We start from the raw sequence: 25446 nt of genomic DNA on the forward strand, positions 1-25446 counted from the left end.
GATGAAATCCACCCGCCGATGAAAATCGCGATTCTCAAGGAGCGCGCGCCCGGGGAGACCCGCTGCGCCGCGATTCCGGAGACGGTGAGGAAGTTCGCCGCGTTGGGCGCCGACGTCGCGGTCGAGAGCGGAACGGGCGACAAGGCGCTGATTTCCGACCAGGATTTCGAAGCGGCTGGAGCCAAGGTCGGCCCACGGGCGGAGGTGCTCAAGGGCGCCGAAGCGATTTTGTGCGTGACCGGCCCCGATCCCGCGCAGCTGGACGGAGCGGAGCAAGGCGCGCTGCTGGTCGGTGGCCTCGACCCGGCGGGGCGGCGCGAAGCGATCGCCGGCTATGCCGCCGCCGGACTCGAGGCGCTGGCGATGGAATGGATGCCGCGCATTTCCCGGGCCCAGTCGATGGACATCCTGTCGTCCCAGTCGAACCTCGCCGGCTACAAGGCGGTGATCGCGGCGGCCGCGGCCTACGGACGGGCGCTGCCGATGATGATGACCGCGGCGGGCACGGTCAGCGCCGCCAAGGTCTTCGTCATGGGCGTCGGGGTGGCCGGGCTGCAGGCGATCGCGACCGCTCGCCGGCTGGGAGCGCAGGTCAGCGCCACCGACGTGCGCTCAGCCACCCGCGAGCAGATCCTGTCGCTGGGCGCAAAGCCGGTCTTCGTCGAGAATGTCGCCGGCATCGAGGGCGAGGGCGCGGGCGGCTATGCCACGGAGATGTCGGAGGAATATCAAAAGGCGCAGGCCGAACTGGTGTCGAGCCACATCGCCAAGCAGGACATCGTCATCACCACCGCACTGATCCCGGGCAAGCCGGCGCCGCGGCTGATCAGCGATGCGCAGCTGGCGACCATGCGGGCGGGGAGCATCGTCGTCGACCTCGCCGCCGAGGCTGGCGGCAATGTCGAAGGCTGCGTCGCCGGCGAGCGGGCGCGGCGTCATGACGTCACCATCATCGGCGCCAGCAATCTCGCCCGCAGCCTGCCGGCGGACGCGTCGGCGCTGTTCTCGCGCAATGTCTACAATTTCCTCAGCGCCTTCTGGGACAAGGAGGCCAACCGCCCGCTGCTCCCGGACGACGACGAGCTGGTCCAGGGCATCCGGCTGACCCGCGGCGGCAAGGTGGTCCACGAGCGGTTGGCCTAGGCGGCGGGGCCAGGCTCCTCATCGCGCAAGCGGCAGAGATCGACCCAGCGGCGTCCGACCAGCTCGAACAGGCGCTCGGGAGTCAGTCGCACCGAGGCATTGAGCGACCCGGCCGCGGGATAGATGCAGTCGAACGGCCGCAGGCTGAGGTCGAGGTAGACGGGGAGGGGAGTCGCGAGGCCGAACGGGCAGACGCCGCCGATCGGGTGGCCGGTGAGCGCCAGCGTCTCCTCCGGGCCCAGCATGCGCGGCCGGGCGCCGAACTCGGCCTTGCACTTGGCATTGTCGAGCCGGGCGTCGCCGCGCGCGACCAGCAGGAACACCTCGTCTCCGGCACGAACCGCCAGAGTCTTGGCGATCCGCGCCGGTTCGACGCCCAGAGCCAGGGCCGCGGCGTCGACCGTAGCGGTGCTTTGCGCGACCTCGATCAGTTCGACGTCAGGCGCGTGCGCGGCCAGCCACATGCGGGCCGATTCAAGGCTCATCGCAATGGCTCAAGCCATCATTCCCCGGCGAGATGCACGATGATCTGTCGCGGCGACGGCTCGCGGCGGTGTTCGAACAGATAAATGCCTTGCCAGGTGCCGAGCATCATCCGGCCGGACTGGACCGGGATCGCCAGCTGGGTCTGGGTGAGCGCCGCGCGCAGGTGCGCCGGCATGTCGTCCGGCCCCTCGTCGTTGTGGGCATAGGCCGACGGATTTTCGGGCGCGATCCGCGCGAAATAGGCTTCGAGGTCGCTGCGCGCCGCCAGCGCCGCATTCTCCTGGATGAGCAGGGAGGCCGAGGTATGGCGGCAGAACAGGGTCAGCAGCCCATCGCCGATCTCCTGCGTCGAAAGCCAGGCCGCGACCTTCGGCGTGATCTCGTAGAGTCCCTGTCCCTGAGCCTCGACGGTGATGGTCCCGAGCGAATGGCGCAGCATTCCGCCCGACTAGTCCAATGTCGCAGGCAGGGCCAGCGGCTCGAATCCGGGGAAACGCACAGCCGAGTCGTGATCGCAACGACCGGACAGACGGCCGCCGCTTCGATCAGGAGCGAGGCATGCACGCCAGCGCACAACCGACGCCAGGCAGGCGGGCAGCAGGACGCACGAAAGCGTCCGCTGATTCGCGGACGCTTCGTCTATCACCTTGAAAAATCAGCGTGAAAGGGGCGACAAGCGCCCCTCGGTCGCGCTTAGCCGCTGGCTCCGGTGCTGCTCTCTCCGCTGCCCCACCACCAGGACCACCAGCCACCACGAGTGGGCTTTTGCTTGGTCATCGAACATCCCCTTTTTGCACGACTGCCCCAGATGACAGTTGAGGGGATATTAACCTTAAAAAACGTGGTTAGCAATCGATTAACCAAGCCGCCGCGGCGTCAGCCTCCAATCAAAGTGAAGCACGTGCCCAGCGCAGCGGCGAGCTAGCGACCGTGACTTATCGATCGGTGAGATCAGGGCGGCCGGTACTGCGGCCACAGATTGGATTAGGGGCTGGCTCGAAGGCCGCCCCGCGACGTCAGGCGACTCGCGAGTGCCGCGACGAGGACAGGCGCCTCAGCAGGCTCTCCAGGCTCATCGGCCGGCCAATGACGAAGCCTTGCCCCACATCGCAACCCATTTCGACCAGTGCGTCCAGCACCAAATGGCTCTCGACTCCTTCGGCGACAACCTTGCGCCCGAGCGAATGGGCAAGAGCGATCGTGGATTGGACCATGACCTGGTCGCTGCGGTTGTCGAGCATGGCCTTCACGAAGCTTTGGTCGATCTTGATCTCGCTTGCTGGAATCTTCTTCAGATAGTCGAGTGTGGAAAGCCCGGTGCCATAATCATCGATCGAAATCTTCACTCCGAACTCGCGCAGCGCGGCGAGCATGTCGAACGCCGACTCCCGGCCGGCGAGGGCGGCAGTTTCGGTGAGCTCGAGGGTCAGCAGTTCCGGCGGCAAGTCGTGACGGGCAAGCATCGCCTGCAGGCGAAGGACGAAACCCTTGTCGGCCAGCAGGCGCGCGGAGAGGTTCACCGCCATCCCGAAGCCGCGCTGCTTGCGGTTTACGGCCGCGGCGGCGCCGATCGCCTGGTCGAGCACAAAGTCGGTGAGCTTGCCAATGCGGTCGTGCTGCTCGGCGGCAGTGATGAACTCTGCGGCTGAAATCGGTCCCTTCTCCGGGTGAGTCCAGCGAGCGAGCGCTTCGGCGCCGACGACCTTGCGCGTCTTCAGGTCGAGCTTGGGCTGGTAGGCTACCCACACCTCGCCTTTGTCCACGGCGCTGTCGAGCTGGCTCAGCATCGACAGCTTCCACGACGCGTCAGCGAGCATTTCCGGATCGTGATACTTCCACTTCAGGCCGTCGTGGGCCGCTTCCTCGGCGGCGACCAAGGCGCACGCCAGCCGATTCGACAGGGATCGGCCGCTGCCGATCTCGACGCCGAAGCTGATGGACAGGTCGACCTGTTGAGCGCCGACGCGCGCCGGGTTGCGCAACAAGGCGTTCAGCGCCTCGATGTGATTTCCGAACGGCAGTCGCGCTTCCTCGAACCAGGCGAAAATTCCCCCATCGCCCTGATAGAGAGTCCGGTCAGGCGCGCCGACCCTGAGCCGGGAGACAATCTGTTCGACCAGCTGCCGTTCCTGCTCCGCCGGAAGGGCCGCGACGATTTCTTCGTAATTCAAGACGCGGGCAGCGATTAGCGCCTGATTCCTTCCCTCCCGGTTCGACCGAAGCGCGCTCAAATTGGGAAGCCCCGAAATGGCGTGGACCAGACCCCGGCTGCGAATGCTCCGCCGCCCCAGGACTGCCCACACCGCCAGGATCACGAACAAGGCCGGGGTCACATCGACGAAAATCAAGTAGGCTTCGAGGCCGACCGGCGCGAGCAGCAGGGCGACGGTCGCTGCGCCCAGGTCCCAGTTGTGGCTGCGCCGCCGCTGCCGAAACAGCACCAGCGCGACAAGCGCGATCGCCAGCAGGAATGGGGGAACCCAGCCAAGGTAGACCGGCTTGCCCTGCTTCAGGGTCTCGGCGCCGAGGATCTGGATGTACACCCCGCCCATTTGTCCGACGCCGGGAATGAAATATTGATCCCCGATGGCCTTGGTGTCGGTGCCGATGACCACGTCCTTGCCTTTGACCAGACGCGGGTCGAATCGGCCGGCAAGTACCTTGTCGGCGGCGATCTGGGGAATGCTCGTCGGCTTGACGGAATAGTCGACGATGAACTCGCCAGTGCTGCCCTCGTGGCCGGCGAGGCTCGCCGCGAATGACGGCAGGCGCTTGCCCCCGACATCGACTGAATAAGGCAGGCGCCACACTGCGTTCTGATAATTGTAGGTGACGTTGATCGAGGCGAGCTGCGCGCCATTGCCGAACATTCCAAGCGGGCCAGGGCTCGATTGCACCATCCCGCTTGGCCCGGACTGAGCGCGAACCGGGAGGACCGTTCGTCCCGACCGGCGGATCGCCTCGGAAAGCATCCGGTCGTCCTGCGGATTGCTCCGAGTCTCGACCAGTATGTCGAAGAAGATGCGTTTGGCCCCCGCCTCGGTGAGCCGATCGATCATCTCGGCATGCTGGCGCCTCGGCCAAGGCCAGCGGCCGACGGTCTGAAGCGCCCGATCGTCGATGGTCACGAGCACGATATCGCCGCTCGCCGAGTGGGGGTGAAAGTTGTTGCGGCTCTTGCGAAGCCCGTCTTCGGCCAGCTCGCCGAAGCCAATGACGCCGAAGATCAATCCGACCACTGCAGTCCACAGCAGCAGCCCGAATGGCGATGGCCCCGAATTCTGTTTCTTTCGCGACGGCACCGGCGCCCGTTCCCTTCCCACTGCGTCGCTCCACCTGATGCCGTGAAAAGGTTATCAAATCGGAAACCGCTTTTGGGTTAATCGCACTGTGCGCCGCTGGATTTTCGCCCTCTCGACAGCGTTCACCGGAGCCGCCACAAAGCGCCGCTGGTCAGCGTGCGCTCCATGCTGACGAGATAAAGGGAGGGCCAATGGATTTCGTCGCGATCCTGTCGATCTTCGTCCTCGCCTGCTTCGTCGGCTATTTTGTCGTCTGGTCGGTGACCCCGGCGCTTCACACGCCCTTGATGTCGGTGACCAACGCGATCTCCTCGGTAATCGTCGTCGGGGCGCTGATCGCCGCGGCCGCGGCTGGGAGCCCGACCGCGAAATGGCTCGGCCTGGTGGCCGTCGCTTTGGCATCGGTGAATATCTTCGGCGGCTTTGCGGTCACGGCGCGAATGCTGGCGATGTACAAGAAGAAGGAGCGCCGCGATGCATGAGGTGGCGGCCGTGCCGGACTGGGTGCTGCTCGCCTATCTGATCGCCGGAGTCTGCTTCATCCTGGCGCTGCGCGGCCTGTCGCACCCGGAAACCAGCCGCCGCGGCAATCGCGCCGGGATGGTCGGCATGGCCATCGCCGTCGTCACCACGCTCGCCATCCACGAGATCGGCTCGATCGCCGAGATCGCAGCGGCGATCGCGATTGGCGGCGCGATCGGCCTCGTCACCGCTCGGCGGATCCAGATGACCGCGATGCCGCAGCTGGTCGCGGCGTTCCACAGCCTGGTCGGAATGGCCGCGGTGCTGGTCGGGGCGGCGGCGTTCCTCAATCCCACCGCGTTCGACATCACCGACGCGGCCGGTGCGATCCTGCCGGTCAGCCGGGTCGAAATGGGGCTTGGGGTGGCGATCGGCGCGATCACCTTCTCGGGCTCGGTGATCGCCTTCCTCAAGCTGAACGGCAACATGTCGGGAGCGCCGATCCTGCTTCCCGGCCGCCATGTGATCAACCTCGGCACGCTCGCCGCGATCGTCGGCCTGATCGCTTATTTCACGCAGGACCAAGCCCCGTGGATCTTCTGGACCGTGACCGCGCTCGCCTTCGCCATCGGCTTTCTGCTGATCATCCCGATCGGCGGCGCCGACATGCCGGTCGTGATCTCGATGCTCAACAGCTACTCGGGCTGGTCGGCGGCGGCGATGGGCTTCACGCTCCACAACAGCGCGATGATCATCACCGGCGCGCTGGTCGGAAGCTCGGGCGCGATCCTTTCCTACATCATGTGCCGGGCGATGAACCGAAGCTTCATCTCGGTGATCGCCGGCGGCTTCGGCGCGGTCACCAGCGGCGGCGATGCCGCGGCGATCGACCGGCCGTGGAAGCGCGGCTCGGCCGAGGACGCGGCGTTCCTTCTCAAGCAGGCCGAGCAGGTGATCATCGTTCCCGGCTACGGAATGGCGGTGTCGCAGGCCCAGCATACGCTGCGCGAGATGGCCGATCTGCTCAAGGAAGCAGGCGTGCGGGTCAAATATGCGATCCACCCGGTCGCAGGGCGAATGCCCGGGCACATGAACGTGCTGCTGGCCGAGGCCAACGTGCCCTATGACGAAGTCTTCGAGCTCGAGGACATCAACAGCGAATTCGCGCAGACCGACGTCGCGTTCGTGATCGGCGCCAACGACGTTACCAACCCGGCCGCCAAGACCGACAAGAGCTCGCCGATCTACGGGATGCCGGTGCTCGATGTCGAAAAGGCGCGCACCGTGCTGTTCGTCAAACGGTCGATGGGCGGCGTCGGCTACGCCGGCGTCGACAACGAACTGTTTTATCGCGACAACACCATGATGCTGCTCGCCGACGCCAAGAAGATGGTAGAGGAGATCGTCAAAGCGCTCGCCTAGCCGAGCGAGTGCTTTTACGATCTCGTGAAGAACCTCGCCTGATTCGGAAGGTCTTCGAGGAATTCGCACCTGGGTTAGAGCCCCCAGCCGGTCACCCGGTTGAGGGTGGACTGGAAAGGGGCTGCAAAGAGTGCGCAAGCTTGGCATCGTCGGGGGCACCAGCTGGTCCTCCACCGCGCTCTACTACGAGCATATCAACCGCGGCGTCGCCCAGCGGCTCGGGGCACTCCACAGCGCCCGGCTGGCGATCGAGAGCCTCGACCTCGCGCCGGTTGCCAAGATGGAGCTGTCGGACGACTGGGACGGGGTCGCCGCGGTCCTCACCCAAGCGGCCAAGAAATTGAAGGCGTCGGGCGCCGAAGGGCTGCTGCTGGCGTCCAACACCTCCCACAAGGTCTTTGACCGGGTGAAAGCCGCGGTGCGCCTGCCGATGCTGCATATCGGCGAGGCGACCGCCGAGCGGCTGGTCGCCGACAAACGCACCCGGGTCGCCCTGATCGGCACCCGCTTCACGATGACCGAGGGCTACATCCGCGACCGGCTCGAAGTGCGCGGGATCAGCCTCGCGCCGGTCCGCGCCGACTGGATGCGCGAGGTCGACCGGATCATCTTCGACGAGCTCGCCGCGGGCCGAGTCACCCGCGACAGCCAGCGCAAGCTGAAGAGCCTGATCACCGAGCTCGCCAAGCAGAAGGTCCAGGCGGTCGTGCTCGGCTGCACCGAGCTGGTGCTCGCCGTCGACGTGCGGGCCAACGTGATCCCGGTCTACGACACCACGGCGATCCACGCCCGCGCCGCCGTCGACTGGATGCTCGAGGACGAGGAGCAGGCGAGGGCGGCGGCGTAATTGTCGCCGAAGGAGCGAAAATGACCTCGCCGGGAACGGTCGCGCCTGACGATAGCTAATGTCCGCAATGGGTGGAAAGCGGACACTACGGTCCTACTCCACTCCGTTTGCACCTGTGCTGCTTAGCTCCTTTCGAACGCGCTCGTCGCAGTCTGCCTCATTATAAGCTCGAAGCCACTCATCGTAGGCTTCAGAAGCCTCAGGCGGGCTGCTATCGACATATTGCTGGAAGCTCGGGCTGACCGCACGCCGCCAGCAGCAACAGCACTGCTGCAGATACCTGACGACTAGGCCGCATTTCGTTCTTCTACCTCGAAAAAGGTGCGAAGCCTAACCTCGCCTAATGAGCGCAATGGGTGGAAAGCAGACCTAAGCGGCTAATGTCTGGAATGGGTGGAAAGCGGACGTTTGGCCGAGAATCTGGAATGGGCCTGGCGGCTACCCTCTTTGAGTCCCCTTACAAGCGGCTCAAACGACTTGCTTACGCGAAGATCGGTCCCGGTCCTCAAACGAACCTTCAGCGCTCCCCACCGGGTCCGAGTCATCGATTCGATTCTGTCGGTGTTTACGACTGCCGACCGGTGGATGCGCATGAACCCAAGCTCGCTCAATCGCTGTGCTACGGCGCTGATCGACAACCGCTCCAAGTAGGACTCTTCGCCGGAATGAATACGCACGCATTCTCCTTCTGCGGATATCCAATCAATCTTCGACACGTTGAGGCGCATCAACTTAGATCCTTTCCGTAACCATAGGTGCGGCTCATCCGCGACGTTGGCGCGCAGTCGCCTGAGTGCGTGAAGTTGCTCGGCGACCTCGTTCAAACGCCGGCGCGCCTGCCGATTTTCCACGGCTTCTCGGGCGCGCTCCACCGCGCGATCCAACCTGCTCAACCTGACGGGCTTCCTCAGGAAATCGATCGCACCCGAGTCGAACGCCTGGACAGCACGCTCCGAGTGAGCCGTCACAAACACGAGCACCGGCGCCTCATCGGCATCGGACCAGTGCAGACGGGAAAGAGCCTCAACCACATCGAATCCATCGAGTTTTGGCATCTCGATATCGAGCAACAGCAGGTCGGCGCCGCCTGTGAAGCGGGCCAGCATGTCCTCGCCGCTGAGAAACGTCTGAACGACCTCGACCCCGGGTAGCGCCTCCAGCATTCGCCCCAGCCGGTCCACTGCAAGTGGCTCGTCGTCGCAGATGATGGTCCTCAGTGTCTTCATCGGCCTCTCCGACTAGGGATCGCCATCTGACTCTCAAAACCTCCGTCTGCCGTGGGCCCGGCTTGGAACTCGGCCTCTTCGCCGAAGTGGATCTTGAGGCGCTTCGCCACGTTCTGGAGCCCCAGGCCAAGGCCGTTGCCGGTAATTATGCCTGCGTTGCCGCCGCTGTCTTTGACGCTAATCCTGAGCTTGCCCCCCACCTCCCGCGCGATGATCGAAAGACAGACGCGCCGGGTGCTGTGGGCAACGGCATGCTTCATGCTGTTCTCGATAAGCGGCTGCGTGATCAAGTTTGGTACCAGGACGTCGAGCAGCTCCTCCGAAACCTCCTTCACGACGCGGAGACGGTGAGGAAACCTGATCTGCTCCATCTCCAGATATAAAGATTGCAGGGCGAGTTCGTCACGAAGGGTAATCTCCTTTTCGGCGTCCAGTTGCAACGTGGACCGCAGGAAATCCGCCAAGTTCTCCAGCATGGCTTCCGCGTCACGGTTCCGGCGAGCTGCGACCAGGCTGGCAGCAGAATTCAGCGAGTTGAACAGGAAATGAGGATTAAGCTGGTATCGCAACGCGCTCAGACGGGCCCGATCAGCCTCCCCGACCAACTCGGCAATTCGGCGCTCTTGCTGAAGCAAGTTTTCGCCATAGGTGATGGAGAGCAGAAAAATGGCAATCGCCAAGTAAACCCATGAGAAGAAGAAGATGAGCGAGGGCAAGTACGGCGCTATCGCTTCGAAGGAAAAGGTCTCGCCCGGAGGTGGCCCATTGATCGTCCAGAAGACGAGCATATTGATTACCCCATGCAACGCTGCAGCGACCATCGCCAGTGTGATCGCCACCAGAGCGCGCTTGAAGAAGGAAAGACTCGCGCTTGACCGGAGAACCTTCAACATCACGAGCGAAATAAGCACGCCGAGGGCCGTGATGATCACTCGCGACTGAATGGTGGACCAGCTTTCGCCCTCCGGCGCTCGAGCTAAACGATCGAGCGAAAAGCCAATGAACTGAAGGGTCCAGAAGAGGATGATGACTGCTGTCGGCATTTGTGCCAAGTCGCGCTTCGGGCTCCGCGGCCTCGGCGCCGGTGGAAGCGCCGCTCTTGACGGAGCGGGCTCCATCACCTGCAGGGGGGATTCGGCCGTTTTTTCCGGTGACTTGGCTGCCCGGAGTTCGTTCAACGCACTTTTCGGTTCACTCACAACATCCGCCATGAATCGGGCACCGAAGAGTTGTAATCTTCAGTGAGAAGCACCGATAGAGCTTTTGACTAAAGAGACGGAGCGTAGAATGGTCAGAATCATTACTTTGGCAGCCATTGCCTTGGGATCGTCGGCCTGCGTAGCCGCGCCGCAGACCTCGTCGGCTGCGCCGGCTATCCGGTCCACGGCCCAACAGGCGGCTGACAACTCGACCCCCGGGCCGAGCAAGATCTGCAAGCACGTCGTGACTGCGGAGCCCGGCAGCAAGCCCTACCAGCTATGCCTGACCAAGGCCGAATGGGAGGCCAAGGAGAAGGCCGACTCACGGAACGCCAACCGAACCGTCTGCCGATACGTCGAACACAGCGGTAGCATCTTCAAATCGTACAAGGTGTGCATGACCGCCGCCGAATGGGAAAATAAGCGACAGCTCGACCGGCAGCAACTCGAACGCATTCAGCAGAGCACTTGTGTCAGGGGCGGCGGCTGCTGAGCGGGCACCGCTTGCGCGGTCGGGCGAGCCGCGAAAGTCAGCCACCAGCTAATAGTGAAATGTCCGCTTTGGGTCGAAAGCGGACATTAGCGCTACTGGGAGGGCGTCCCTCGCAATGACGGGTGAGTGGTCCTAAATCGGCGACATGGACCGCACGCCCGCTGACCGGCCCGACCACCCGAGCGCCGCCGAGCGCTTCAACGAGGATCAGGCCACCTATGCGGTGAAGGGCTCCGGCGCGCCCGACCTCGAGGCCGGCGTCGCGGCGATCCGCAACATTTTGAAGACGCTTCCGGCGCGGCCGGGGGTCTACCGGATGCAGGATTCGCGCGGCGACGTGCTCTATGTCGGCAAGGCGCGGACCCTGAGGTCGCGGGTCAACAGCTACACCCAGGTCGCCCGGCTGCCCAAGAGACTCCAACGCATGGTGGCGCAGACCCGCTCGATGACCATCGTCACGACGCGCACCGAGGCCGAGGCGCTGCTGCTCGAGGCGCAGCTGATCAAGCGCTTCCGGCCGGCGTACAACGTGCTCCTTCGCGACGACAAGAGCTTCCCGTTCATCCTGCTTCGCGAGGACCACCCGTTCCCGCGAGTCCAGAAGCACCGCGGCGCGCGGAACGTCAAACGGGGCCACTATTACGGGCCGTTCGCAAGCGCCGGATCGGTCACCAGGACTCTTAATGCGCTGCAGAAGCTGTTTCTCCTAAGAAGCTGTTCCGACAGCTTTTTCTCCAACCGGTCGCGGCCTTGCCTGCTCTACCAGATCCGCCGCTGCTCGGCGCCGTGCGTCGGGCGGATCGCCGAGGCCGACTATGCCGAGCTGGTCGAGGACGCAAAGGCGTTCCTGGCCGGCAAGTCGACCGGGGTCCAGGCGCGGCTCGGCCGGCAGATGGCCGAAGCGGCGGAGGCGCAGGACTACGAGCTCGCCGCCGTCTACCGCGACCGGCTTCGGGCGCTGACCTACATCCAGGGCAGCCAGACGGTCCACGCCGAGGGGCTGGGCGACGGCGACATCTTCGCGCTTGCCTGCAAGGCCGGGGCGATGTGCATCCAGGCGTTCTTCATCCGCGGCGGGCAGAACTGGGGCCACCGGGCGTTCTTCCCGGCGCACACCAACGACGTCCCCGAAGCCGAAGTGCTGTCGAGCTTTCTGGTCCAGTTCTACGAGGACATGCCGCCGCCGCGCCGAATCCTGGTCGACCGCGCGCTTGCCGACCGGGAACTGCTGGAAGAAGCGCTGTGCGAGCGCTCCGGCCACAAAGTCTCGATCGACCAGCCCAGGCGCGGCTCGCGCGCCAGGCTGATCGAGCAGGCGCGGCGCAACGCCGAGGAAGCGCTCGAGCGGCGGATGGCCGAGACGACGTCGCAGGCCAAGGTGCTTCGCGAGCTCGCCGACACGTTCGAGCTGCCCGACGTGCCCAAGCGCATCGAAGTCTATGACAACAGCCACATCATGGGCACCAACCCGACGGGAGCGATGATCGTCGCTGGCCCCGAGGGCTTCCGCAAGAACAACTACCGCAAGTTCAACATCAAGCGTCTCGAGACCCAGCCCGGCGACGATTTTGCGATGATGCGCGAGGTGCTCGAGCGGCGCTTCGCACGGCTCGAGAAGGAGGACCCCGACCGGGCCAGCGGCGAGTGGCCGGACCTGCTGATCATCGACGGCGGCAAGGGTCAGCTGTCGGCGGCCTGCGAGATGATGGAGAACGCGGGGGTCCACGACATCCCGGTGATCGCGGTGTCGAAAGGGCCGGACCGAACCGCCGGCCGCGAGACCTTCCATTTGCCCGGCGGCCGCGAGCTGACTCTGCCGCCGAACTCGGCGCTGCTGTTCTATTTGCAGCGGCTTCGGGACGAAGCGCACCGCTTCGCCATCGGCACCCACCGGGCGAAGCGCTCGAAAAGCCTGACCACTTCGACCCTCGACGAGGTTCCGGGAATCGGCCCCAACCGAAAGCGCGCGCTGCTGATGCATTTCGGAACCGCCCGGGCGGTGAAGGGCGCGGCGCTCGACGACCTCGAGCGGGCGCCGGGGATCAGCAAGGCAATGGCGCGCCAGCTCTACGATTATTTCCACCCGCGCGGATGAGGATCGAGGTTTCGGCGATCGTCTGCGCTCTGCGCTCCCACGGCGAGCATGGCGCGGTGGTGCGCCTGATGACCGCCGAGCACGGGCTCCAGGCCGCGTACGTCCGGGGGGCCCGCGGCCGGCGAATGCGACCGGTGCTGATCGCCGGCAATCTGGTCGCCGCGACTCTGAGCGCCCGGACCGACAGCCAGCTGCCGCAGGCGAGTGTCGAACTGACCCACAGCCGAGCGCCGTTGCTCGGCGAGCCGCTGCCCGCCGCGGCGATCGAATGGGCGACGGCTCTGACCGCGACCGCGCTTCCCGAAGGCCAGCCGTACCCGCGGCTCCATTCGGCGCTCGATGCCCTGCTGGCGGCGATCGAGGCGGCGCCGTCGGCCGCCGGCTGGGGAGCGGCGCTGGTCCGCTATGAGCTGCTGCTGCTCGCCGAGCTCGGCTTTGGCCTTGACCTCGAGCGGTGCGCGGTGACCGGCTCCAGCGACGACCTGGTCGCCGTTAGTCCGCGCTCGGGCCGGGCGGTCAGCGCCGCGGAGGCGGAGCCCTATGCCGGCAAACTGCTGCCCCTGCCGCGCTTCGTTCGCGACGGCGGGCCGGCGAGCTGGGCGGACATCGCCCACGGCCTCGACCTCACCGGCCATTTCCTGATGCGCGACCTCCTGACCCAGAAATCGGCGGTGCTCGGCGAGGCGCGCGAGCGGCTGGTCGACCGGCTGCGGCGGGCCGGCGGACTCAGCTGATTCGCACCATTGTTCCGCGCCGCGCGCTCGCCTAGCGTCGATCCGTGACCGGCACCGACACGATGGCAATGCTGTTTCCGAACGTGGCGACGACTCGCGACATCTCGGTGCGGGTCGCGGTCAGCTATCTCGCCGAGCAGTCGGACCCAGCGTCGGAGCGCTGGTTCTGGTCTTATCATGTGCGCATCGAGAATGGCTCCGACCGGGCGATCCAGCTGCTGTCGCGAAGCTGGCGGATCGTCGACGGCCGCGGCACGGTCCACGAGGTGCATGGCGAAGGGGTGGTCGGCGAAATGCCGCTGATCGCTCCGGGCGGAAGCTTCGACTATGTGTCGGGATGCCCGCTCGACACTCCGACCGGCTCGATGAGCGGCAGTTACCGGATGGTCGACGAAGACGGCAACGCGTTCGAGGTCGCGATCCCGCGCTTCACCCTGCTGAGCTCGGTCAACTAGAGCAGCTTGCCTTCGTCGGCGGGCTTTTCAGCCTTGCGTTCCGATCCTTCGGCCGCCGGCTGCTCGCCGACCTTGCCGGCGATGTCGGCGAAGTCGCCGGGCTCGGTGAAGTCCTTGTAGACGCTCGCGAAGCGGATGTAGGCGACATGGTCGATGGCGTTGAGCCCATCCATCACCGCTTCGCCGATCTGCACCGCCTGGACCTCGTCGCCGCGGGTCTCGAGCTGGCGCTGGATGCTCGACACCAGCCGCTCGATCCGCTCGGGGGCGATGTCGCGCTTGCGGCAGGCGATGGCGATCGAGCGCTCGAGCTTGGCGCGGTCGAACGGCTCGCGCTCGCCGGTCTTCTTGACCACCGTCAGGTCGCGCAGCTGGACCCGCTCGAAGGTGGTGAAGCGCGCCCCGCAGCCCTCGCACTGGCGGCGGCGGCGGATCGCCGCGCCGTCCTCCGACGGTCGGCTGTCTTTTACCTGGCTGTCTTCGTGCGAACAGAACGGGCAGCGCATCAGCTATAGATCGGGAAACGCGCGCACAGCTCGCCGACCCGCCGGGCGACCGACTGCTCGACCTGGGCGTCACCGGCCTCGCCGTTCTTGCGCAGCCCGTCGACGACTTCGGCGATCAGGCCGCCGATCTCGCGGAACTCGGCCTCGCCGAACCCGCGCGTTGTCCCGGCCGGAGTGCCGAGGCGGATTCCCGAGGTGACGAACGGCTTTTCGGGGTCGAACGGAATGCCGTTCTTGTTGCAGGTGATCCAGGCGCGATCGAGCGCCTTTTCGGCGTGCTTGCCCTTGGCCTGCTTGGGCCTCAGGTCGACCAGCATCAAATGGTTGTCGGTGCCCCCGGAAACGATGTCGAGCCCGGCGTCCTGCAGCGCAAGGGCAAGCGCCCGGGCATTGTCGACCACGCTTTGGGCGTAGCTTCGGAAGTCGGGCTGGAGCGCCTCCTTGAAGGCGACCGCCTTGGCGGCGATCACATGCATCAGCGGGCCACCCTGCAGCCCCGGGAACACCGCGCTGTTCAGCTTCTTGGCGAGATCCTCGTCGTTCGACAGGATCATTCCGCCGCGCGGGCCGCGAAGCGATTTGTGGGTGGTGGTGGTGACGACATGGGCGTGCGGCACCGGATTGGGGTGGGCGCCGCCCGCGACCAGCCCCGCGAAATGCGCCATGTCGACCATCAGGAAAGCGCCGACCTCGTCGGCGATGCGCCGAAACGCTTCGAAGTCCCAGATTCGCGAATAAGCGGTGCCGCCGGCAATGATCAGCTTGGGGCGTTGCTCGCGGGCGATCCGGGCGACCTCGTCCATGTCGATCAGATGGTCGTCGGGGCGAACGCCGTACGGAATCGGCTTGAACCACTTGCCCGACATGTTGACCGGGGAGCCGTGGGTCAGATGGCCGCCGGCGTTGAGGTCGAGCCCCATGAACGAGTCGCCGGGCTGCAAAAGCGCGAGGAACACGGCCTGGTTCATCTGGCTGCCGCTGTTGGGCTGGACGTTCGCGAATTTCGCGCCGAACAGCTCGCAGGCGCGGTCGATCGCCAATTGCTCGACGATGTCGACATATTCGCATCCGCCGTAATAGCGGCGGCCCGGATAGCCTTCCGCATATTTGTTGGTCAGCACCGAGCCCTGCGCCTCGAGCACCGCCCGCGACACGATATTCTCCGATGCAATCAGCTCGATCTTGTCGCGCTGGCGCCCGAGCTCGCTGGCGATCGCGTCGGCGATCTCGGGGTCGGCGTCGGCGAGTCGCTTGGTGAAGAAACCTTCCGGCTGAACCTCGTTAAGCTTGGCGGCGCTGGCCATCAGTCGCTGTCCTGCAGGAGGGATGAGAGCTGGTCGACGCGCCGCTGGTGGCGGCCGCCGGCAAAGTCGGTGCCGAGAAAGGCGGCGACGCACGCCTTGGCCATGTCGCTGCCGACCAGCCGGCCGCCCAGAGCGAGCACGTTGGCGTCGTTATGCTCGCGGGCCAGCGCCGCCGACACCGGCTCGTCGACCCTTGCGCAGCGGCATTTGGGGTTGCGGTTGACGGCGATCGAGATGCCGATCCCGGAGCCGCAGATCGCGACCCCGCGCTCGGCCGAGCCGGTCGCGATGGTATTGGCGAGCCTGGCTCCGAATTCCGGGTAATCGACGCTTTCGGTATCGGTGGTGCCAAGGTCCGCGACCTCGTAACCAAGCTCGCTCAGCCAGGCGGCAAGCTCGCGCTTGAGGGCGAAGCCGGCATGGTCGGAAGCAAGGGCGATGCGCATGCCCAATGCTAGGCCAAGCGCTCAGGATTCGCCAGCCTGCCATGGCCTGATTCGCGGCAGCCAGCGCGGGACTGCCGCCGAATAAGCCGCATAGTCGCGCGGGAAGCTGCGCCGCATCGCCGGCTCTTCGTGGAGACGGACGAAAAGATGGAAAACGAGCCAGACGATGCCCGCGTGGACGAGCAGTTCCGCCTCGCCGAAGAGCAACGCCTCGCCGGCGATCACGGCCAGCACCGAAACGTACATCGGGTTACGCACGTGTCGGTAGAGGCCGCCGACGATCAGCTTGCGGGCGGGAGTGACCGGGGCCGGGGTCGCACGGCCGTCGATCGCGAAGCGGGCGAAGCTTTCGACCAGGCCGGCGAGACCGGCGGCGATCAGCAGCGGGCCGGCAACGATCGTCACCGGGCCGCCGTCGAATTCACGCCGCCCGTCGGCGATCAGCCACGGAAGCAGTCCGGCAAGCGTCCCGGGAGCGATCAGGAACCAGAGAGCCGAGCCCGCAATCGCTGCTGGCCGGCTCAGCATTCGCTAGGCCGCGAGCTTGAGCTCCAGCCGGTCCCAGATTTCGACCAGCGCGCTCGTCAGCTCGTCCATCATCTCGGCGGTGTGGCACGGGCCGGGCGTGAAGCGCAGGCGCTCGGTGCCGCGCGGGACGGTCGGGTAATTGATCGGCTGGACATAGAGCCCGTACTCGGCGAGCAGGATGTCGCTGATCCGTTTGGCTCGAACCGGGCAGCCGACGAGCAGCGGAACGATGTGCGTGACGCTCGGCATCAGCGGCAAAGCGGCATCCTGGAATTTCGCCTTGAGCATCGCCGCCGACTGGTGCTGCGCCTCGCGCTCGACCGACGACTGCTTCAGGTGGCGGACGCTGGCCAGCGCGCCGGCGACCAGCACCGGCGATAGCGACGTGGTGAAGATGAAGCCCGGTGCATAGCTGCGGATGCAGTCGACGATGTTGCAGTCGGCGGCGATGTAGCCGCCCATCACCCCGAACGCCTTGCCGAGCGTGCCTTCGATCAGGGTGATCCGGTCGGCCACCCCGTCGCGCTCGGAAATTCCACCACCGTGCTCCCCGTACATGCCGACCGCGTGCACCTCGTCGAGGTAGGTGAGCGCGCCATAGCGCTCGGCGAGGTCGCAGATCGCCGCGATCGGGGCGATGTCGCCGTCCATCGAATAGACGCTTTCGAACGCGATCAGCTTGGGTGCTTCGGGATCGGCGGCGCTCAGCAGCTGCTCGAGGTGGTCGAGGTCGTTGTGGCGGAACAGCCGCTTCTCGCAGCCGCTGTTCTTGATTCCGGCGATCATCGACGCGTGGTTCAGTTCGTCGGAGAAGATCACGCAGCCGGGGAGCAGCTTGCCGAGCGTCGACAGCGCCGCCTCGTTCGACACATAGCCGGAGGTGAACAGCAGCGCCGCTTGCTTGCCGTGCAGCGAGGCAAGCTCCACCTCGAGGTCGACGTGGTAGTGCGTGTTGCCGCCGATGTTGCGGGTTCCGCCCGATCCGGCGCCGACGTCATGGAGGGCTTCTTCCATGGCCTGCACAACCGCCGGGTGCTGGCCCATGCCGAGATAATCGTTCGAGCACCAGACGGTGATCGGCTTGGGGCCGTTGTGGCCGGCAAAGCAGCGCGCGTCGGGAAACGAGCCCTTGGTCCGCAGGATATCGATGAACACGCGGTAGCGGCCTTCGTCGTGAAGGCGCTCGATCGCGGATCGGAAGATGCGGTCGTAATCCAAGTCTTCGAAGTTTCCTTGGCGCTCGCCGCGCCCTTTAGCTTTGGAGGCGCAGCTTTTCCATTGCGAACGACTCGCAATTGTTCACAGGCCGCGCACCTCCTCGAGGCCGTAGCGCGCGAGCGCGCTGAGCAGCGACCGATTGGGCGAGGAGCCGCTGAACAGCGCGATTCCCGGTGAGGGCTCGGCAGGCCACGGCTGCTCGCGCGTCAGCCAGGCAATGCGGCGGGCGATGCCGCGGCCGCCGTCAACCAGCGCAACTCCGGGGAAGGCCGCGCGCAGCTCCTCGTCGAGCAACCGGAAATGGGTGCAGGCGAGGACGGCGACGTCGATCTCCGAGCCGCGCTCGCCCTCGAACATCGGCCGCGCGGCCTCGTGGACGGAATCGACGCCGACTTCCGCGCCGGCGAGCTTGGCCTCGGCCAGCTCGACCAGCTCGGGCGATCCGTGGCGGATCACCGTGCAGTCGGCGGCAAAGCGGGCGGCGAGGTCGTCGACATAGGGCTGGCGGACGGTCGCCTGGGTGCCGAGCACGCCGATCACGCGCGTTTTCGACATTTCGGATGCCGGCTTGATCGCGGGCACGGTGCCGACCACCGGCAGCTCGAGCGCGGAGCGGACGGTGTCGAGAGCGATCGTCGAAGCGGTGTTGCACGCGATCACCGCGAGCCGCGGGCGAAAGCGCTCGACGACCCGCCCGAGCAAGGCCGGGATCCTGGCCGCGATATCGGCTTCGCTGCGCTCGCCGTAGGGGAAGCCGGCATTGTCGGCGACATAGATGATGGAAGCGGTTGGAAGCAGCTCGCGAGTCGGCTGGAGGACCGACAGCCCGCCGACCCCGGAATCGAAGAACAGCAGTGGCGCGTCGGGATTCATCGGCGCCTTTAACTCCGTTCGTCGCGAGCTTGTCGAGGGACTGTCTTTCTTTCTACAGGAACGCAGGAGAAGGGCAGGGCTTCGACTTCGCTCCGCCCGAACGGGGATTGGAAAAGTCGTTGCAATTGCCTGACCGCCCGAAGCGCAAGGGATGAGCGTCGAACTGCTCTGGGCCTGGCTTCTCGGCTATCTGCTGGGATCGATCCCGTTCGGCCTGCTTCTGACCCGGGTCGCGGGCAAGGGCGACGTGCGCCAGATCGGCTCGGGCAATATCGGCGCCACCAACGTGCTTCGCGCCGGCGGCAAGGGGCTCGCCGCGGCGACTTTGCTGCTCGATACGCTGAAGGGCGCCGCGGCCGTGCTGCTCGCTCGAGCGCTGTTGGGACCCGGCAGCGAGATGTTCGCGGCGACGGGAGCGCTGCTCGGCCACCTGTACCCGGTCTGGCTGCGGTTCAAGGGCGGCAAGGGCGTTGCCACCTTCCTTGGTATATTGATCCCGCTGTTGCCGGTCGCGGCGTTGATCTACGCGCTGGTCTGGCTGGCATTGTTGCTCACCGTCCGAATCTCGGCGGCGGCGGGACTGGCCGCCGCGGTCAGCGCGCCGATCAGCGCGGCGGTGCTCGGCCCCGACTATCTGTTTCCGATGCTGCTCGGTTTCGCTCTGCTCGTGGTGTGGAAACACCGCGTCAACATCGCCCGGCTTAAAGCCGGTACTGAGCCCCGCATCGGAAAGTCCGGGACTTGAGCGACGACCTGATCGATCGCCTGCGGCTGGTCCGCTCGCCGGGGATCGGCCCGATCACCTTCCGCCAGCTGATTGCCCGCTTCGGCAATGCGGCGGCGGCGCTGGCGGCGGTGCCCGACCTCGCGCGTCGCGGCGGCGGCCGGGCCCCGAGCCTGTTCAGCCGGTCCGATGCCGAGCGCGAAATCGCCAGGGTCGAAGCGCTCGGCGCGCGTTACGTGACCCTGGGGCAGGGGCTCTATCCGCAGCTGCTCGCCCGGATGGACGACGCGCCGCCGCTGCTGATGGCCAAGGGCGAGCTTCGCCTGCTGGAGCGCACCGCGGTCGCGATCGTCGGCGCGCGCAATGCGTCGGCCGCGGCGTGCCGGTTCGCCCGCGGGCTCGCGCATGGCCTCGGTCAGCAGGGGGCGGTGGTCGTCTCGGGCCTGGCGCGCGGAATCGACAGCGCGGCCCATGACGGAGCGCTCGACAGCGGCACCATCGGCGTCGTCGCGGGCGGCATCGATGTCTTCTACCCGCCCGAAAACAAGGAGCGTCAGGAAGCGCTGTTCGAGCGCGGGCTGGTGCTCGCCGAAATGCCGCCCGCGACCGAGCCGCGAGCACGCCATTTCCCGTACCGCAACCGGATCATCGCCGGGATTGGCCTTGGTACCGTGGTGGTCGAGGCGGCTCCGCGGTCGGGTTCGCTGATCACCGCGCGCCTCGCGGCAGAGGCGGGGCGCGAGGTCATGGCGGTGCCGGGCTCGCCGCTCGACCCGCGCGCGCAGGGCTGCAACCAACTGATCCGCGACGGCGCGACCCTGGTCCAGTCGGCCGCCGACGTGATGGAGGCGGTGCGGCCGTTCGAGGGCCGGGTCGAATCGGCGCCGACTCCGTTCGAAGCCCAACCGGCCGGGGAGCCCGAGCTCGACGAGTCGGCGGCGCGTGAGGTCGAGCAGCTGCTCGGGCCGAGCGCGGTTCCGGTCGACGAAATCATCCGCCTGTCGGGAATATCGAGCGGGGCGGTGCAGATGGCCCTGCTCGAGCTCGACCTCGCCGGCCGGCTCGACCGCCACGCCGGCGGCAAGGTCAGCCTTCGCTCAGCGCCTTGAGCTCGGCGTGCATGTTGCGCCGGGCTTGGGCTTCCAACGCTTGGCGGAATCGTTCGTCAGGGTAGAGCGGATCGGCGGCCAGCAGCGATTGCAGAACAGCTGCCCGGCCTGTTCGCCAGGCATCATCCTGGACATGCGCATATTCCTCGCGAACGGCTCTCGTGTAGGCGTCATATTCCTCCATTGGAGCGCCCAGAATCGAGAGGTCGATCGACACCAGCAGAGCGCCGAGTCGGTCGCCCGGCTCGACCTTATGTCCTTTTGTGAGCAGGATGAGCCTCGAAACCTCGTCTGCGTCGGTCGGGCCGACCCCGCACGAGTGGAGTTCTTGCCTCGCCAGCTCCGCGCTGCGTTCCTCATTGTCCTCTCGCTGAGGATCGTAAACGGCGTCATGCCACAGGATCGCCCAGCCGAGCAGTCGCCGCTCCTGCTCGCTCAGGTCCGCGATGTCGTCGAGCCTGGCGAGGCAATCGTCCAGATGCCGTTCGTCGTGGTACTGTCGGCCGGGTCGCGCATAGGCCGCGCGTGCCCGCAGTTCGGCTTCGACAAGGCATTCGTCATCGTTCGCCATGGGGAACCTTGAGCCAGGCGGCGCGGTCGAGCCGCAGGAAGACGCTGTCACAGACGCCGATGTGGGTGTTCCAATTCCCCGGCGCGTAGCCGGTTTCGACGAAGCCGTGGCACTTGAGCAGCCGAAGCGATCCGGTGTTGCGGGGATCGACGTCCGCGGTCAGGCACTCGACGCAGCGGGATTCGAAAATATGCGCGAGGAACACCCGCATCGCTTCAGCGGCATAGCCGCGACCCCAATGGTCGGAATGGATGATGAAGCCGATCTCCGGCAGACGCCACGCACCGAGCTTGCCGATCACCTGACCGTCGAGGGTGATGACGAAGTCTTCGCTCTCCCCGGCCGGAGCCTCGATCATCGAGTCCAGCCACTGCTTGGTCCTCGCGATATCCTCGTGCGGGCCATGCGACCAATATTGCATTGCCGTCTCGTCAGAGAGCACCCCGTGCATGGCCTCGAGGTCGTCCGGCCGCGCTCGGCGCAGGATCAGGCGGTCGGTGCGAAGCGTGGTCATGACGGGTCCCTATCGTTGATTCTTGCTTTGCATCAATCGGGGTTGACGGGCCCGCGTCGGCCTCCTCACCCTATACGCGTATGCGTGAGGGGCAGAGATGAAGCTGGTTGTCGTCGAATCGCCGGCCAAGGCGAAGACCATCGAGAAATATCTCGGGCCCGGGCACCGAGTGCTGGCCAGCTACGGCCATGTCCGCGACCTGCCGCCCAAGGACGGCTCGGTCGATCCCGACCAGGGCTTCGAAATGCTTTGGACGACCTCGCCGGACCGAGCCAGGCAGCTCAAGGCGATTACCGATGAGGCGCGCAACGCCGACACTCTGATCCTCGCCACCGACCCCGACCGCGAGGGCGAGGCGATCAGCTGGCATGTCCAGGAGGTGCTTCGGTCGAAAAAGGCGCTGCCGCCAAAGGTCGAGCGGGTGACCTTCAACGCGATCACCAGGTCGGCGGTGTCCGACGCGATGGCGAATCCGCGCCAGCTCGACGACGATCTGATCGACGCCTACCGGGCGCGCCGCGCGCTCGACTATCTGGTCGGCTTCACCTTGTCGCCGATCCTGTGGCGCAAGCTTCCCGGAGCGAAGTCGGCCGGACGGGTGCAGTCGGTGGCGCTTCGACTGATCGTCGACCGAGAGCGCGAAATCGAAATCTTCAGGGCGCAGGAATATTGGCAGGTCGGAGCGACGTTCGAGGCCGACGGACAATCGTTCGCCGCCCGCCTGGTCCAGCTCGACGGCAACAGGCTCGACCGGCTGTCGATCGGCAGCAGAGGCGAGGCGGACGCCGCCAAGGCGGTGGTCGAGGCCGGGCGCTTCACCGTCTCGTTGGTCGAGACCAAGCCGTTCGGGCGCAACCCGCCGCCGCCGTTCACCACCTCGACCCTGCAGCAGGAGGCGGCGCGCAAGCTCGGCTTCTCGGCCAGCCACACGATGCGGGTCGCCCAATCGCTCTACGAGGACGGGCTGATCACCTATATGCGCACCGACGGCGTCGACATGGCCGCCGAGGCGGTCAGCGCGGCCCGGCGAGCGATCGCCAGCCGCTACGACGCGGGCTTCGTCCCCGACCGGCCGCGCCAATACACCAGCAAGGTCAAGAACGCGCAGGAGGCGCACGAAGCGATCCGGCCGACCGATTTCTCGCTCGCCGCCGCGGCGAGCGGCGACCACGCACGGCTCTACGGCCTCATCTACAATCGCGCTCTGGCCAGCCAGATGGCCTCGGCGCGGCTCGAGCGGACGACCATCGAATTGACCGACGGCGCGGGCCGGGCGGTGCTTCGAGCCAGCGGGCAGGTGGTGCTCTTCCCCGGCTTCCTGGCGCTGTACGAAGAAGGCCGCGACGAGAAATCGGAAGACGAGGACGGCGTTCGGATGCCGGTGCTTCGCGCGGGCGATGCCCCGGCCAGGACCGGGGTCGAGGCGACCCGGCATTTCACCCAGCCGCCGCCGCGCTACTCCGAGGCGAGCCTGGTCAAGCGATTGGAGGAGCTCGGCATCGGCCGGCCATCCACCTATGCGGCGACCCTGCAGACCCTCAAGGACCGCGAATATGTGCGGGTCGACAAGGGCCGTTTCGTCCCCGAGGAGAGCGGCCGCCTGGTGACCGCATTCCTCGAGCGCTTTTTCGAGCGCTACGTCAGCTACGATTACACCGCAGAGCTCGAGGAGGGGCTCGACGACGTGTCCGGCGGCCGGGCCGGCTGGCAGGACCTGCTCGCCGCCTTCTGGCGCGACTTCAAGCCCAAGGCCGGCGAGGTGATGGAGCAGCAGCCCTCCGAGATCACCGCCGCGCTCGACGAGTTCCTCGCTCCGTGGCTCTATCCGGAAAGGGAAGACGGCTCCGACCCGCGGCTGTGCCCGGCGTGCGGCGACGGCCGGCTGTCGCTGCGTGGCGGCAAGTTCGGGGCGTTCGTCGCCTGCTCCAACTATCCCGAGTGCCGCTACACGCAGAAGTTCGGCCAGACCGGAGGCGAAGCGGCCGGCGACGCACCGGTCGAGCTCGGCGACGGAATCGTCCTCAAGACAGGCCGGTTCGGACCTTATGTCGAGCGCGGCGTGGGCGAGGACGTCAAGCGCGCCTCATTGCCCAAGGATCTCCCGGTCGACGATCTGACCCCCGAATGGGCCGAGAGACTGCTGTCGCTGCCGCGCGAGATCGGGCCTCATCCCGAAACCGGCCAGCCGATCACCGCATCGATCGGCCGCTACGGCCCCTATTTGATGCACGACGGCAAATATGCGCGGCTGAGCTCGACGGCCGAAGTGTTCGAGACCGGGATGAACGCGGCGGTGGCCAAGCTTGCCGACGCCGCGGCGGGCGGCGGCAAGCGCCAGGGCTCGCGCGAGCCGATCGCGGTGCTTGGAGAGCACCCCGAAAGCGGCAAGGAACTCAAGGTGATGGAGGGCAAGTACGGGCCCTATGTGAGCGATGGCTCCACCCATGCCACGCTGCCCAAGGGCACCGACCCCAAATCGGTGACGATGGACCAGGCGATCCAATGGGTCGACGCCAAGGCCGCCAAGGGTCCGGGAAAGAAAAAGGGCCGCGGCGGAGCGAAACGGAAGAAAACGAAGGCTTAGCCAATCCGTCCGCAAGTCTTGCAGCCAGGGTCCTTGGGCAGCGTCATCTGCCGCCAGCTGAGCGCGGCCGCGTCGAGCAGGAACAGCTTGCCCGCGACATCCTCGCCGATCCCGAGCAGCGCCCGGAGCACGGTCAGAGCGGCGAAATGGCCCGCGGTGCCGGTTAACGCGCCGAGCACACCGAGCTCGGCGCAGGTGTCGCAATCGTCGCTGTCGAACGCGTCGCCGACGAAGCAGCGGTAGCAGGGCTGGTCCGCCTCCCAGCCGCGCAGCAGCGCGACCTGCGCCTGGAACTGCGCGGCGGCGGCCGAGACCAGCGGAATCGCCAGCGAAACACAGGCCTCGTTGACCGCCAGTCGAGTGACGAAATTGTCGCTTCCGTCGAGCACCAGATCGTGACCGGCCAGCAGGTCTCGCGAATTGCTGCCATCGATCCGCTGCGCGACCGCATCGACCTCGACGTGCGAGTTGAGCGATCGCGCGAACGCCGCCGCCGCCTCGGTCTTGGGTTGCCCGACCTGGTCCTCGCGGAAAATCAATTGGCGGTGGAGGTTGGACAGCTCCACGACATCGTCTTCGATGACGGTCAGCCGGCCGACACCGGCGCCGGCGAGCGCGGGCAAGGCGGCGCTGCCGATCGCCCCGGCGCCAATCAGCGCGACGCTTGCCGCCTTGAGCTTGCGCTGTCCTGGCCCGCCGACTTCCCGCAGCACGATGTGTCGCGCATAACGATCGAGCTCGGCGTCCGAGAGGCTCACCGGCCGGTGCTTCCGAACCCCCCGCTGCCGCGAGCCGTCTCGGCCAGGCTCACGCTTTCGGTGAAATGGGCGCGAAGCACGGGCGCCGGGACGAGCTGGGCGATCCGCTCGCCGCGGCGGATCTCGAACGGCTCGGAGCCCAGGTTGATCAGGATCACCTTCACTTCGCCGCGGTAGTCGCTGTCGATCGTCCCGGGGGTGTTGAGGCAGGTGATTCCGTTGCGGATCGCCAGCCCCGAGCGCGGCCGAACCTGGATCTCATAGCCGTGCGGGATTTCGACTGCGAAGCCGGTGGCGACCGCGTGCCGCTCACCCGGCTCGAGCACCAGCTCTTCGGCCGAAGCGATATCGAGCCCAGCCGCGGCTTCGCTGGCATATTTGGGCAACGGCAGGTCGGCGCCGTGCGGCAGCCGGTGAAGCTTGATCTCGATCATCGAGACTCCTGAG

General features: G+C 66.3%; 26 protein-coding genes. 11 read left to right on the forward strand and 15 right to left on the reverse strand.

Going from position 1 to position 25446, the window contains the following annotated elements; translation table 11 throughout:
* Positions 1 to 18: 18 nt before the first annotated feature.
* On the forward strand, positions 19 to 1143 hold the full coding sequence (locus tag H0T81_RS06225; protein ID WP_294011007.1) for an NAD(P) transhydrogenase subunit alpha: 1125 nt from the start codon (positions 19 to 21) through the stop codon (positions 1141 to 1143).
* On the opposite strand, the gene H0T81_RS06230 is transcribed toward H0T81_RS06225, so the two are convergent.
* From H0T81_RS06230 to H0T81_RS06240, 3 genes are all read right to left on the reverse strand, one after another.
* Positions 1140 to 1628: a YbaK/EbsC family protein gene (locus H0T81_RS06230; protein ID WP_294011009.1), complete on the reverse strand. Its 489-nt coding sequence runs from the start codon at positions 1626 to 1628 to the stop codon at positions 1140 to 1142. The genes H0T81_RS06225 and H0T81_RS06230 overlap by 4 nt on opposite strands.
* Positions 1629 to 1645: 17 nt before the next feature.
* Complete coding sequence (locus H0T81_RS06235; protein ID WP_294011011.1) at positions 1646 to 2068, reverse strand: secondary thiamine-phosphate synthase enzyme YjbQ; 423 nt, start codon at positions 2066 to 2068, stop codon at positions 1646 to 1648.
* 577 nt (positions 2069 to 2645) lie between these two features.
* Positions 2646 to 4952, reverse strand: a complete 2307-nt coding sequence (locus tag H0T81_RS06240; protein ID WP_294011013.1) for an EAL domain-containing protein — start codon at positions 4950 to 4952, stop codon at positions 2646 to 2648.
* A 170-nt stretch (positions 4953 to 5122) separates the two neighbouring features.
* On the opposite strand from H0T81_RS06240, the gene H0T81_RS06245 reads away from it, so the two are divergent.
* The 3 genes from H0T81_RS06245 (at position 5123) to H0T81_RS06255 (ending at position 7662) form a co-directional block, all read left to right on the forward strand.
* Entirely contained in the window at positions 5123 to 5413 is a 291-nt protein-coding gene (locus H0T81_RS06245) for an NAD(P) transhydrogenase subunit alpha (protein WP_294011015.1), read from the forward strand.
* The gene (locus H0T81_RS06250; RefSeq protein WP_294011017.1) at positions 5406 to 6815 is read left to right on the forward strand and encodes an NAD(P)(+) transhydrogenase (Re/Si-specific) subunit beta; all 1410 of its coding nucleotides are present in this window, start codon (positions 5406 to 5408) and stop codon (positions 6813 to 6815) included. Before H0T81_RS06245 ends, H0T81_RS06250 begins: the two co-directional genes overlap by 8 nt.
* Before the next feature lie 130 nt (positions 6816 to 6945).
* Positions 6946 to 7662 carry an amino acid racemase gene (locus H0T81_RS06255; RefSeq protein WP_294011019.1) on the forward strand — a complete coding sequence of 239 codons (717 nt, stop codon included), beginning with the start codon at positions 6946 to 6948 and terminating at the stop codon, positions 7660 to 7662.
* A 377-nt stretch (positions 7663 to 8039) separates the two neighbouring features.
* Here H0T81_RS06255 and H0T81_RS06260 read toward each other — a convergent pair whose 3' ends face one another.
* Positions 8040 to 8888: a LytTR family DNA-binding domain-containing protein gene (locus tag H0T81_RS06260; RefSeq protein WP_294011021.1), complete on the reverse strand. Its 849-nt coding sequence runs from the start codon at positions 8886 to 8888 to the stop codon at positions 8040 to 8042.
* Complete coding sequence (locus H0T81_RS06265) at positions 8885 to 10099, reverse strand: histidine kinase (protein ID WP_294011023.1); 1215 nt, start codon at positions 10097 to 10099, stop codon at positions 8885 to 8887. Before H0T81_RS06265 ends, H0T81_RS06260 begins: the two co-directional genes overlap by 4 nt.
* A 76-nt stretch (positions 10100 to 10175) precedes the next feature.
* Between H0T81_RS06265 and H0T81_RS06270 the strand changes: the two genes are divergently transcribed.
* The 4 genes from H0T81_RS06270 to apaG all read left to right on the forward strand — a co-directional run bounded on the left by H0T81_RS06270 (position 10176) and on the right by apaG (position 13864).
* Positions 10176 to 10580 carry a hypothetical protein gene (locus H0T81_RS06270; RefSeq protein WP_294011025.1) on the forward strand — a complete coding sequence of 135 codons (405 nt, stop codon included), beginning with the start codon at positions 10176 to 10178 and terminating at the stop codon, positions 10578 to 10580.
* A 145-nt stretch (positions 10581 to 10725) separates the two neighbouring features.
* Positions 10726 to 12675, forward strand: a complete 1950-nt coding sequence (gene uvrC / locus H0T81_RS06275) for an excinuclease ABC subunit UvrC (protein WP_294011027.1) — start codon at positions 10726 to 10728, stop codon at positions 12673 to 12675.
* Positions 12672 to 13409 (forward strand): DNA repair protein RecO, encoded by a 738-nt coding sequence (recO, locus tag H0T81_RS06280; protein WP_294011029.1) that lies wholly within the window; start codon positions 12672 to 12674, stop codon positions 13407 to 13409. Before uvrC ends, recO begins: the two co-directional genes overlap by 4 nt.
* Before the next feature lie 62 nt (positions 13410 to 13471).
* Positions 13472 to 13864, forward strand: a complete 393-nt coding sequence (gene apaG, locus H0T81_RS06285) for a Co2+/Mg2+ efflux protein ApaG (protein ID WP_294011101.1) — start codon at positions 13472 to 13474, stop codon at positions 13862 to 13864.
* Here the strand turns inward: apaG and nrdR are convergent.
* The 6 genes from nrdR to murI form a co-directional block, all read right to left on the reverse strand.
* Entirely contained in the window at positions 13861 to 14370 is a 510-nt protein-coding gene (gene nrdR, locus H0T81_RS06290; RefSeq protein WP_294011031.1) for a transcriptional regulator NrdR, read from the reverse strand. The two genes, apaG and nrdR, sit on opposite strands and share 4 nt — an antisense overlap.
* Positions 14370 to 15674, reverse strand: coding sequence for a serine hydroxymethyltransferase (glyA, locus tag H0T81_RS06295; RefSeq protein WP_294011033.1), 1305 nt, complete (start codon positions 15672 to 15674; stop codon positions 14370 to 14372). Before glyA ends, nrdR begins: the two co-directional genes overlap by 1 nt.
* On the reverse strand, positions 15674 to 16120 hold the full coding sequence (gene rpiB / locus H0T81_RS06300; protein ID WP_294011035.1) for a ribose 5-phosphate isomerase B: 447 nt from the start codon (positions 16118 to 16120) through the stop codon (positions 15674 to 15676). The genes glyA and rpiB overlap by 1 nt, the downstream gene beginning before the upstream one ends.
* Before the next feature lie 21 nt (positions 16121 to 16141).
* Positions 16142 to 16648, reverse strand: coding sequence for an isoprenylcysteine carboxylmethyltransferase family protein (locus tag H0T81_RS06305; RefSeq protein ID WP_294011036.1), 507 nt, complete (start codon positions 16646 to 16648; stop codon positions 16142 to 16144).
* Positions 16649 to 16651: 3 nt separating this feature from the next.
* Positions 16652 to 17866, reverse strand: coding sequence for a 5-aminolevulinate synthase (gene hemA, locus H0T81_RS06310; RefSeq protein ID WP_294011038.1), 1215 nt, complete (start codon positions 17864 to 17866; stop codon positions 16652 to 16654).
* An 81-nt stretch (positions 17867 to 17947) separates the two neighbouring features.
* Entirely contained in the window at positions 17948 to 18739 is a 792-nt protein-coding gene (murI, locus tag H0T81_RS06315; protein WP_294011040.1) for a glutamate racemase, read from the reverse strand.
* A gap of 151 nt (positions 18740 to 18890) precedes the next feature.
* Between murI and plsY the strand changes: the two genes are divergently transcribed.
* Complete coding sequence (plsY, locus tag H0T81_RS06320; protein WP_294011042.1) at positions 18891 to 19484, forward strand: glycerol-3-phosphate 1-O-acyltransferase PlsY; 594 nt, start codon at positions 18891 to 18893, stop codon at positions 19482 to 19484.
* Positions 19481 to 20572 (forward strand): DNA-processing protein DprA, encoded by a 1092-nt coding sequence (dprA, locus tag H0T81_RS06325; protein ID WP_294011044.1) that lies wholly within the window; start codon positions 19481 to 19483, stop codon positions 20570 to 20572. The genes plsY and dprA overlap by 4 nt, the downstream gene beginning before the upstream one ends.
* On the opposite strand, the gene H0T81_RS06330 is transcribed toward dprA, so the two are convergent.
* Both H0T81_RS06330 and H0T81_RS06335 read right to left on the reverse strand, forming a co-directional pair.
* Positions 20550 to 21143 carry a hypothetical protein gene (locus H0T81_RS06330; RefSeq protein ID WP_294011046.1) on the reverse strand — a complete coding sequence of 198 codons (594 nt, stop codon included), beginning with the start codon at positions 21141 to 21143 and terminating at the stop codon, positions 20550 to 20552. The genes dprA and H0T81_RS06330 overlap by 23 nt on opposite strands.
* A complete protein-coding gene (locus H0T81_RS06335) occupies positions 21130 to 21657 on the reverse strand; it encodes a GNAT family N-acetyltransferase (RefSeq protein ID WP_294011048.1) in 528 nt (175 codons plus the stop codon). Before H0T81_RS06335 ends, H0T81_RS06330 begins: the two co-directional genes overlap by 14 nt.
* A gap of 97 nt (positions 21658 to 21754) precedes the next feature.
* On the opposite strand from H0T81_RS06335, the gene topA reads away from it, so the two are divergent.
* On the forward strand, positions 21755 to 24241 hold the full coding sequence (topA, locus tag H0T81_RS06340) for a type I DNA topoisomerase (RefSeq protein ID WP_294011050.1): 2487 nt from the start codon (positions 21755 to 21757) through the stop codon (positions 24239 to 24241).
* Here the strand turns inward: topA and H0T81_RS06345 are convergent.
* Positions 24238 to 24999, reverse strand: a complete 762-nt coding sequence (locus H0T81_RS06345; RefSeq protein ID WP_294011051.1) for a HesA/MoeB/ThiF family protein — start codon at positions 24997 to 24999, stop codon at positions 24238 to 24240. The genes topA and H0T81_RS06345 overlap by 4 nt on opposite strands.
* On the reverse strand, positions 24996 to 25433 hold the full coding sequence (gene dut / locus H0T81_RS06350; RefSeq protein ID WP_294011053.1) for a dUTP diphosphatase: 438 nt from the start codon (positions 25431 to 25433) through the stop codon (positions 24996 to 24998). The genes H0T81_RS06345 and dut overlap by 4 nt, the downstream gene beginning before the upstream one ends.
* Between the last annotated feature and the right edge of the window lie 13 nt (positions 25434 to 25446).

Source organism: Sphingomonas sp., from assembly GCF_013812825.1.
In the GTDB taxonomy this organism is placed as follows: Bacteria; Pseudomonadota; Alphaproteobacteria; order Sphingomonadales; family Sphingomonadaceae; genus Sphingomicrobium.